Consider the following 8,913-nt stretch of genomic DNA (forward strand, 5'->3'; position numbering starts at 1 on the left):
TCTGCGACGTACTGCCCGCGCTCAACGGCTGGCCCGGCCCGGCCGGCCTCGCCGCCCCCCATCTGCTGGTCAACGACATCCGGGCCGCCCTGGCCGAGGAGGCCGCCGACATAGGTGACGCCCGGACCGCCGTGGTGATGCTCTCCGGCACCGCCGTCGGCTCCGCGTACCGCCACCAGGGTCGGGTGGTGCGGGGCGGCCGGGGCTGGGCCGGCGAGGTCGGCAGCATGCCGGTACCCACCCCGCGGGGCGTACGCCGGCTCGACGAACTGGCCGGCGGCGCCTCGATCGTCCAGGCCGCCGGTCTGCCCCCGGCCCAGGTGCGCGCGGCGCTCGCCGCCGGAAACCCCGCCATCCGGGGCGTCGTCGAGGCAGCCGGGGACGCCTTCGGGCTGGCCATGGCCACCCTGCTGAACATCCTCAATCCCGACGTCCTCCGGGTGGGTGGCGGCACTCTCAACTACCCCGGTTACTGGAACGCCGCCCTGGTCACCGCCCGTGCCCGCACCCTCCCCGAGCTCTGGGCCGCCTGCACCGTGGCCCGCATCCAGGTTCCGGACCTGGTGGTGGCCCGAGGCGCCGCCCGGCTGGCCGCAGCCTCAGCCGCGGGCGCCCCCTGGCCCGCCCAGTACCTCTAGCCCTGATCTTTCGCGCGCTTAGTGACAACCGGTACCGAACAACAACCGGTACCGGACACCCTCCGAGGAATGCACGGCTGACCAGGCAGTCCTCCTCATCCCGTACCGTTCGGGAGCGGCAGGCTGTTCCCCGCACGGGCCGCGCACGACTACTGCGATACTTCGACAGATCCTCTCTGGAGATCCGTGCCGGTTACGGATGCGTTCGCGGTGGCCGTCGAGCCGTGCCAGGCTAGGAGGAGCCAGGCTGAAAGGACCATGGCAACGCGGTCATGTTTTCCCGCGCTGCCAGAGATCCAGATCCCACTGGGGGCTGTCTGCTGGGAAAGGTGGCGACCGATCATGATCCACACCAAGAGGTGGACAGTCGATGTGCTCCTGACCGAGGATGACGGGCACACCCGCGCGGAGGCGGCGCTGCGCCCGGGACCGCGTTCGGACTCCGAACGCGAGCTGCGGGGCGTCGGACACGCGCGGCGGCACCCCACCGACACCGAGGTTCCCGAGATCGGTGATGAGGTCTCAGCCTCCCGCGCGCTGTCCGAACTGGCCCACAGACTCCTCGACGCCGCGGCGGGCGACATCGAGGCGATCACACACCAGACGGCCCACCTGCGCATGCCACAGCACCATCAAGGCGTTCGTCCGTGATTCGTCCGTGACCGGCGCCGGCCCAGCAAACCCGCAACGATGGGAACGGTGCGGCCCCCGGTCCGTGGTCGACCGGGGGCCGCGAAGGGGCCGCGAACGGATCCGCCGTTACGGCTTCACGGCCACGTCGGACACCACGGTCCCGGCCGGGAACTGCCCGATCGGATTGGCGTGCCCGGTGAGCAGGTTGACCGAGTACAGACCGTACTGGCCCGCGACCGACAGCGTCGCGAACCCGATGGAATCGACGGAGACGCCAGTGTTGTCGAGCGAGCTGTAGATGTCGAAGCCGGCGTTCAGGTCCGCGTTCACGCCGAGGTTGCCGGTCGCCACGAGGACGCCGGTGTTCGGCGGCGACTGGATCGCCAGCTGGTCGAGATTGGTGTCGATGTCGAACAGCGTGGTACCGGTCGTGAGGCTGGTGTCGTTGTTGGTGTAGGCGATGCCGGTGACACCGAGGGCGGAAAGCGCAGTGTCCACGGTTGTCGCGTGGGCCACGACGTCGTGGCGCAGGTTCAAGCCCGAGTCACTGACAACGCGCAGCAGGCCGTTGACAGGATTGAAGTCGACGCCGAAGGCGACGAAACCGGCCGGCGGAGCGCCCAGGTTGGAAACCGCGGTGGCCGCCCCGGTGGAGGTGTCCAGCGTGTAGACACCACCGCCGTTGCCCACGCCGTAAAGCAGTCCGTCCTGGGGCCGGTAGTCGATCCCGACGAGCGAGGTGTCGAGACCGATAAGTCCGGTGACGGGCACAGCCGGTCTTGCGCGTTCCGGGGATCGGGTGGAGAACGAGACCAGGCTGCTGCCGCTGGCCGTCAGGGCGACCGCCGGCAGGTTGGGCGTCCTGGTGTTCGTGCCGGACGAGCCGGCGACGGCCGCCTGCCCGGACAGCAGCGGCACGGCCCCCAGGGTACCTGCCACCACAGCGGCGGTGAATGCCGCTTTCAGCTTTCTGCGCACAGTTACTCCTTCGATCATGCACCGGCGCGGTGCTGAGGGACACGCCGCCTCAACAGCGGCGAGATGGCCGGTTAACGACTTTCCGCAGTTGACCGACCACGATACGAAGTAGACACGTAGAGCAACCACAAGTCAACCATGTGTCAACAAGGACGCTACAAACAGTGACTTCACCCAGAGCACGGGCAACAGGGACAGCAACTCCGCCACCGCCGCACCCCGGACGCGGGCGTATCGCACGGCGTGTCGATCAATAAGGAACATGTCGGTCAGGTGACGTGTCGCGAGGGCCTTCCCCGGGCCCCGCCCCGCGGAGCCGCCGCGGGCGGGTCCTACTCCCAGCCGAGCTCGGCAAGCCGCCGGTCATCGATGCCGAAATGATGGGCCACCTCGTGGATGACGGTCACCCGCACCTGCTCCACGACCTGCGCCTCGGTCTCGCTCATGTCGCAGATCGACTTTCGGTAGATCGTGATCCGGTCGGGCAGCACCCCGCTGTACCGATCGCCTCGTTCCGTGAGCGGCACACCCTCGTAGAGCCCGAGAAGTCCCGGCAGAGGTGGCTCGTCCTCGACGAGGATCGCGATGTTGCACATCTGACGACCGAGCTCCGGCGGCAGGCTGTCCAGCGCATCGGCCACCAGAGCCTCGAACCGGTCTCTGGACACCTCGACCACGTCGGTGAACCTCCTGTCGAACCCGAAACCGCCGATCGGCACCGTCTCACCCGTCTTGGCGTCGACCGGCGCAGGCAGAGACCGTCGCCCGCCCCCGCAGCCGGGCAACCAGCACGGGAACAACCAGGCACGGGAACATTGTCCGCACTCCCCTGCTTCTAATAACGTAATCATGTAAGCAACACGGGGAGGTCGGGATGCAGGATCCGCTCGATGCCTACTCGCAGGTGGTCATCCGGGTCGCCGCAACCGTCTCCCCCGCTGTCGCGAGCCTGCGGGTACGGACGCCGCGCGGCGAGGGAGCCGGATCCGCCGTGGTCTTCACCGACGACGGCTTCCTGCTCACCTCGGCCCACGTCGTCGACAGTGGATCGGGGCGCGCGGAAAGGCCCGGTATGGGCGGCGTGGTGGGCACGGCCGAGTTCGCCGACGGCACCCACACCGACGTGGACGTGATCGGCGCCGATCCGCTCTCCGACCTCGCGGTTCTGCGCGCCCGCGGCAGCACGCCACCACCGGCGGCACTCGGTGATGCCGCCACGCTCGCCGTTGGTCAGCTTGTCGTCGCGGTGGGAAATCCCTTGGGCCTGACCGGCAGTGTCACCGCGGGAGTCGTCAGCGCGCTCGGCCGGTCGCTTCCCACCCGGGCCGGCACCACCGTCCGCGTCATCGACGAAGTGATCCAGACGGACGCGGCGCTCAACCCGGGTAACTCCGGAGGTGCGCTGGTCACCGCTGACTGCCACGTCGTCGGCGTGAACACCGCCGTCGCCGGGATCGGGCTCGGGCTCGCCGTCCCGGTCAACGCCACCACCCGTCGCATTCTCGCCGCGCTCATGCGTGACGGCCGGGTGCGACGCGCCTATCTGGGGGTTGCCAGCACCGGGGCGCCGCTGCCACCGCATCTGGCCGAACGGTTCGGCCGGCGACACGGCGTGCGACTGGCCGAGGTCGTCGTGAACAGCCCAGCCGGTCGCGCCGGCCTGTTCGCCGACGACCTGGTGCTCTCCGTCGCCGGGCAGCCGGTCGCCACCCCCGGGGACCTGCAGCGACTGATGACCGAGGAGACCATCGGACGTCCGCTCGAGCTGACCGTGTGGCGGCGCGGCGCACTCGTCGACGTCATCGTCGTCCCCCAGGAACTGGCGCTCACCTAAGTCGACCGTAGTCGCCGTTGTAAAGATTCGTGTGAATTCCGAGCAGGCCGGCCAGTAACAGCGCCGCCAACGCATAGACCATGGTTATCCGAGGGCCGATGAGAATGGCGGCGAGCATCGGGCTGACGACCGTCAGCGTAAGAACTACATACCTCCCGTGACCGGCCAGACGTAGAGCGACCACGGCCATGAGCACCAACAGCGGGGCGAGGCGAGGCACCCAGCCTGTTGATCGTAGCCGCGGCATACTCGCTCGTCTTCCACCGGGGAACCGAGCGAAACCTGCCGGCACACAGTGTGCCCGTTGTCCGTCTGCTCCGGCCCGGCTGACCGACCGGTCAGCCGGGCCGGAGCAGACGACGGGTCGGCCACGGACAACGGAATTGTCAATTCCACATTTTCAATCACATATTGTCAATCACACGAAACCGTCAGCCGCACGGGAACAGCCGGGCGTGAGTGCGTGCGCCGACTATACCGTCAACTGCAAGTACGTGCTGTCGCTGGTATTCCTTCACCACCCTGGTGGTCTGCGGGCCGAATTTCCCGTCGACGGCAAGAGAATATCCGAGGTCGGCCAACCGTCGCTGTATCCTGACGACCTCGGTACGCAGGCGACTTCCGTTTCTTATGGCCACACCGGACTGACCACCGGACGATGGGGCCGAACAGTCCCTGTTGGTGTAGTGGATCCCGGTGACAGGCGGGACCGGAGTGCTCGGTCGTGATACCCGTGTGGTCGTCGGGCGGGTGCTCACAGCGGCCGCGGCAGCATTCCCCCGCGTCAGATAGCGGCGGTAGGAACCGTTGGTGTAGGCACCCCACGCACGCACACCCTGGCTTTCACACACCTTCTTCGCCGCCCACGCGTTGGTGGCCGGATCGAACAGGTTCCGGCCCGCCAGCCAGCTCGCGTGGGCCCGCACGTTGATCTGCCAGAGTCCGCGGGAGTCCTCGCCGCGCGGGTTACGCGCTTTGGCGTTGCCACCGGACTCCGCGAGAGCCACCGCCACCCAGGTGCTCAGCGGCACCCCCTGGCAGCTGGGCAGTCCCGCGTTCATGCCGACACGGGCGATGGTCGCGTCGGGAACGATGGCGGAAGCGGACGCCGGACTCGCGCCGGCCGGGGCCGCAGTCAGCATCATTCCAGCCGCTGTTCCGATGAGCCCAACAGTGGTTGCTAATGCGGCGCCGGTGCACCGACTCTGCTTCCTATGTTTTCCTTTGGCCATACTCAGACATCTCACCTAAAGGTATCGTTGAAGCGGCCCGTACTGTTTCTTCCGGTAGCGGTACCGGTACACCGTTTCCAGCGTCGAGCACGCCGTCACCAGGGTCGTCCAGCCTTGTTCCGGACGACGGGCAGGCACCGTTCAGGCCAACTGTTCAGGCCAACTTTTCAGGCCATGCGAACCATTCGTTCAGGCCATTATTTCGGGCCATGCGAACCGAAGGTGACGTGCTTTCTCGACGTCCGCTACAGGACTCGTTCGGGGCTCAGGAAATGGCTGCCGGATACCGACAGAAAAACAACTCACGGCGTTACCGGTTCGCAATTCCCTGCGTTACCGGTTCGGGGTGACAAAATGCCCGGGACTGCTCACCCGGGGCAGCGGTCTCACCTGATACGACCTACCAGGTAGTTGTTGGTGTAGACCTTCTGGAGCCTGACCACGGCTCCGCTGTGCGGGGCGGCCCACATCATTCCGTTCCCCGCGTAGATCCCCACGTGATGGATACTTCCCGGCCGACCGAAAAAGATGAGGTCACCGGGCTGCTTGGCACTCTTCGGTATTTTCTGGGAGGCACCGTACTGGGCATTGGACACCCGCGGAATACTGCGGCCGAGCTGTTTGTAGACGTAGCGGACGAGGCCGGAGCAGTCGAATGCCCGCGGGCCCTCGGCGCCCCACACATACGGCTTGCCAGCCTGCTTCGACGCCAGATAGACGACCTTCGCCCCGAAGCTGCTGGAGGACGTCGAAAAACTCACCGGTTGCGCCGACACCGCCCCCGTGGCGGCAGCCGGCGACGAGGTCGCCGACCAGGTGGCCGGAGTGATCGTGAAGGTGGCCGGTCGGACACCGGCCACAGTGGTCGTGGCGGCGTCGGCCCAGCCTGCCCCGTTGACCCCGTTGGCCCCGTTGGCCCCGTTGGCCTCCAGCCCCCGGTCGTTCGCCCAGGCCGGGGCGGCCAGACCGGAGAGGGCCACGGTTCCGGTGGCCGCGGCGGCAACCGCCGTACGTGCCGATATCCGGCCAAGGGTGGACCGGGTCGTCCGCGCGCGATGACGACCCCGCCTGGGATGTTTTACGGCAGCCGAACCTGAATTCACCTGATATGCAGGCAACGATGATCCTTCCCATACGCCTGCGAGGTTAGCTGTCGGGTTCGGGCCGGGAAGCCCGGTCGGCGCGCGGGAACGCGCAGCCGACTTCACCCCAAGGACGGCGCCGCGGTGGCGACATCCGGCGGAAGGTGGGTCCCCCGCTTCTGTCCTGGCGATTACTAGTTGGAGACGCCGGACCATGGACAGAACTCGGCGTGTGGTCCGGTGCCGTTGAGAGCTCGGCCAACGTAGCGAACTACTTTCGGTAGTCGCAAGTAGCAGTTTTCTCGGCATGTCGGCGCAAAATGCTTACCCTGCGTATCATTTGCACAAGCCGTCTCAGGGCAGCTGCCAGGACGACACCGGTGAGCCGCAGCGTGGCGGGGCTGCGCACCATTGCCGGAGTCCTCCGGTGCGTATCGTGAAGCACCCGGCGCAGACCGGCAACGACATTTTTCTCTGCCACCGTGTTCCTCTGCCACCGTGCGATCCGGTCCCGCGCGGGCCCGCGTCCACGGATATCCGTCCACGGGGTATCCCGCCTCCCCCGGCGGGCAGCTTCAGGATCCCGGCAGGGCGGGCGCCGGTGGGCCGTTGCGGCCGGAACACCCATATGGATCGAGATCAATACAGATCAAAAGCGAAAATATGAAACCGCGGTATCCATCGGCTTACCTACCGGCGTGCCCGTCTGCGGACGAGCAGACGGGCGAGCACGCGGATACAGCATTACGAATCAACCCGTGCGCACAGCGTGGTCAGTAGCGCACGTGGATCACCGCGAAGCGGGAGATCACCGCCTTCGCCGGTACCAGCGCCGTTCGAACCGATCAGGATTCGACCCAGCCACGCGCCTGTGCGAGGCTGGTAAGCCGCTGCCGTATCTGGTGTATTTGACTGCCGGTCAGGGTCGGTACCGATTCGATAAGCGTCTCTGTCAGCAGGTGCCGGAACTCCCCGATAGTGAGGACGTCGCACATCTCGTCGTCGTCAGTACCCGAGCGCCCGACGTTCGTGCTTTCGGAATGCGACAGCAACGGGCGGGCCGGAACCCGACGGACAAGGCGGACAACCGACGCCTTCGGGCCCCTGTCGCTTTCCTCCGCCTCGAACTCCACCAGCGTTCCGGGCTGGAACAGGTGTTTCTCATCCTGAAGATCGTTCGCGTGTATGAAAATATCGTCGCCACCGGCATCGGGCGCTATAAAACCGTAGCCACGAATTCCGTCGAAACGCAAAATCCTACCAGTACCCACCACGTCTACCCCTGTAGAGAACCTCTGTGCCAGCTTAGCTCCAACACCCCCCAACCATGAGGTTTACTCACACTCCCAGTTGCGCATGGTCAGGTCAAGCCGACACGCGAACCACAACAATGATCGACAAGAAGTGATCGAGGAAACGCCCGGAGCCGGCCAGGGGCGACTCGTCAACCATCTGACCGGCTCCCAGCGCGGCGTGCCCCGGTGGCCGGCAGGCCACCGGAAACGCGATCATGCTTTTCGCGCTCGTGGCCCTGAGATCTACGCCGGATCGCGGAACGTGTGGACGGCGGCAAGGCACTGCTTGGCGACGCTGACGACCGCCTGCGAAGTGAACCCGAACTTGGTCTGCAACGCCCGTAGCGGGGCGGACGCGCCGAAGGTCTGCATACCGATGATCGCCCCGTCGGTGCCCGCGTACCGTTCCCATCCGAGCGTGGAGGCCTGTTCGACCACGACGCGCGCGCGGACCGACGGTGGCAGCACCTGGTCGCGGTACTGCGCGGGTTGCCGGTCGAACAGCTCCCAGCACGGCAGACTGACCACGCGGGCGCGCACACCCTGCGCGGTCAGCTCCTCGTAGGCGGCCAGGGCCAGGTGCACCTCACTGCCGGTGCCGATCAGGATCATCTCGGGATCGCCGTCGGGGGCATCGGCGAGGACGTAGCCCCCACGGGCAAGCCCGGACGCGGCAGCGTAACGGGTCCGGTCCAGCGTCGGCAACGCCTGCCGGCTCAGGATGAGCGCGGCCGGCTCCCGCCGCAGACCCATGACGACCCGCCACGCCTGCGCAACCTCGTTGGCGTCGCAGGGACGGATCACCAGCAGGCCGGGGATGGCCCGCAGCGAGGCGAGTTGCTCGACCGGCTGGTGCGTCGGCCCGTCCTCCCCGACCCCGATGGAGTCATGGGTGAACACGTGGATGACGGGGAGCTCCATCAGCGCGGACAGTCGCAGGGCGCCCCGGGCGAAGTCGGAGAAGATCAGAAAGGTCGACCACAACGGCCGCACCTTGCACAGGGACAGCCCGTTGGCCACCGCGGCCGAGGCGTGCTCGCGGACGCCGAAGTGCAGGTTGCGCCCGCCCGGCTCGCCGGCCTGGAAGTCCCCGGCGCCGTCGAAGGTCAGTCGCGTCTTCGTGGACGGAGCAAGATCGGAAGAACCGCCGACCAGCCAGGGCACGTTGGCGGCGACGGCGTTGAGGACCCGGCCGGAGGAGTCCCGCGTGGCCAGGCCCTT

Annotated in this window: 11 protein-coding genes and 1 riboswitch; of the genes, 3 read left to right on the forward strand and 8 right to left on the reverse strand. The window is 67.1% G+C overall.

Going from position 1 to position 8,913, the window contains the following annotated elements:
• Both DD1DGNOD_RS15110 and DD1DGNOD_RS15115 read left to right on the forward strand, forming a co-directional pair.
• On the forward strand, positions 1-638 hold a 638-nt coding region (locus DD1DGNOD_RS15110), incomplete at its 5' end, for an ROK family protein (protein WP_131770419.1).
• Between the two features lie 342 nt (positions 639-980).
• On the forward strand, positions 981-1,289 hold the full coding sequence (locus DD1DGNOD_RS15115) for a DUF1876 domain-containing protein (RefSeq protein WP_131770420.1): 309 nt from the start codon (positions 981-983) through the stop codon (positions 1,287-1,289).
• 108 nt (positions 1,290-1,397) lie between these two features.
• Here DD1DGNOD_RS15115 and DD1DGNOD_RS15120 read toward each other — a convergent pair whose 3' ends face one another.
• Both DD1DGNOD_RS15120 and DD1DGNOD_RS15125 read right to left on the reverse strand, forming a co-directional pair.
• Complete coding sequence (locus tag DD1DGNOD_RS15120; protein ID WP_206443199.1) at positions 1,398-2,249, reverse strand: DUF4394 domain-containing protein; 852 nt, start codon at positions 2,247-2,249, stop codon at positions 1,398-1,400.
• 332 nt (positions 2,250-2,581) lie between these two features.
• Positions 2,582-2,926: a metallopeptidase family protein gene (locus tag DD1DGNOD_RS15125; protein WP_131767107.1), complete on the reverse strand. Its 345-nt coding sequence runs from the start codon at positions 2,924-2,926 to the stop codon at positions 2,582-2,584.
• A gap of 197 nt (positions 2,927-3,123) precedes the next feature.
• Between DD1DGNOD_RS15125 and DD1DGNOD_RS15130 the strand changes: the two genes are divergently transcribed.
• Entirely contained in the window at positions 3,124-4,083 is a 960-nt protein-coding gene (locus tag DD1DGNOD_RS15130) for a S1C family serine protease (protein WP_131767067.1), read from the forward strand.
• Here the strand turns inward: DD1DGNOD_RS15130 and DD1DGNOD_RS15135 are convergent.
• From DD1DGNOD_RS15135 to DD1DGNOD_RS29530, 6 genes are all read right to left on the reverse strand, one after another.
• Complete coding sequence (locus DD1DGNOD_RS15135) at positions 4,076-4,330, reverse strand: hypothetical protein (RefSeq protein ID WP_131770422.1); 255 nt, start codon at positions 4,328-4,330, stop codon at positions 4,076-4,078. The genes DD1DGNOD_RS15130 and DD1DGNOD_RS15135 overlap by 8 nt on opposite strands.
• Before the next feature lie 184 nt (positions 4,331-4,514).
• Entirely contained in the window at positions 4,515-5,228 is a 714-nt protein-coding gene (locus DD1DGNOD_RS15140; RefSeq protein ID WP_346434331.1) for a peptidoglycan-binding protein, read from the reverse strand.
• A gap of 473 nt (positions 5,229-5,701) precedes the next feature.
• Positions 5,702-6,433, reverse strand: coding sequence for a C40 family peptidase (locus tag DD1DGNOD_RS31210; protein ID WP_430827812.1), 732 nt, complete (start codon positions 6,431-6,433; stop codon positions 5,702-5,704).
• A gap of 2 nt (positions 6,434-6,435) precedes the next feature.
• A riboswitch (cyclic di-AMP (ydaO/yuaA leader) is annotated at positions 6,436-6,597 on the reverse strand.
• A 645-nt stretch (positions 6,598-7,242) separates the two neighbouring features.
• Positions 7,243-7,671, reverse strand: coding sequence for a cold-shock protein (locus tag DD1DGNOD_RS15150; RefSeq protein WP_131767071.1), 429 nt, complete (start codon positions 7,669-7,671; stop codon positions 7,243-7,245).
• A 91-nt stretch (positions 7,672-7,762) separates the two neighbouring features.
• Positions 7,763-7,909, reverse strand: a complete 147-nt coding sequence (locus DD1DGNOD_RS27100) for a hypothetical protein (RefSeq protein WP_165036750.1) — start codon at positions 7,907-7,909, stop codon at positions 7,763-7,765.
• A 26-nt stretch (positions 7,910-7,935) separates the two neighbouring features.
• Positions 7,936-8,913, reverse strand: a 978-nt coding sequence (locus DD1DGNOD_RS29530) for a transketolase-like TK C-terminal-containing protein (RefSeq protein ID WP_283234703.1), incomplete at its 5' end; no start/stop codon positions are given.

This window comes from Candidatus Protofrankia californiensis, from assembly GCF_900634765.1.
GTDB lineage: Bacteria > Actinomycetota > Actinomycetes > Frankiales > Frankiaceae > Protofrankia > Protofrankia californiensis.

Bases quoted from the DNA above. Each gene is read 5' to 3' on its own strand.
- DD1DGNOD_RS27100 (WP_165036750.1), bottom strand. From the start codon at position 7,909: ATGATCGCGTTTCCGGTGGCCTGCCGGCCACCGGGGCACGCCGCGCTG.
- DD1DGNOD_RS15140 (WP_346434331.1), bottom strand. From the start codon at position 5,228: ATGATGCTGACTGCGGCCCCGGCCGGCGCGAGTCCGGCGTCCGCTTCC.
- DD1DGNOD_RS15115 (WP_131770420.1), top strand. From the start codon at position 981: ATGATCCACACCAAGAGGTGGACAGTCGATGTGCTCCTGACCGAGGAT.
- DD1DGNOD_RS15135 (WP_131770422.1), bottom strand. From the start codon at position 4,330: ATGCCGCGGCTACGATCAACAGGCTGGGTGCCTCGCCTCGCCCCGCTG.
- DD1DGNOD_RS15130 (WP_131767067.1), top strand. From the start codon at position 3,124: ATGCAGGATCCGCTCGATGCCTACTCGCAGGTGGTCATCCGGGTCGCC.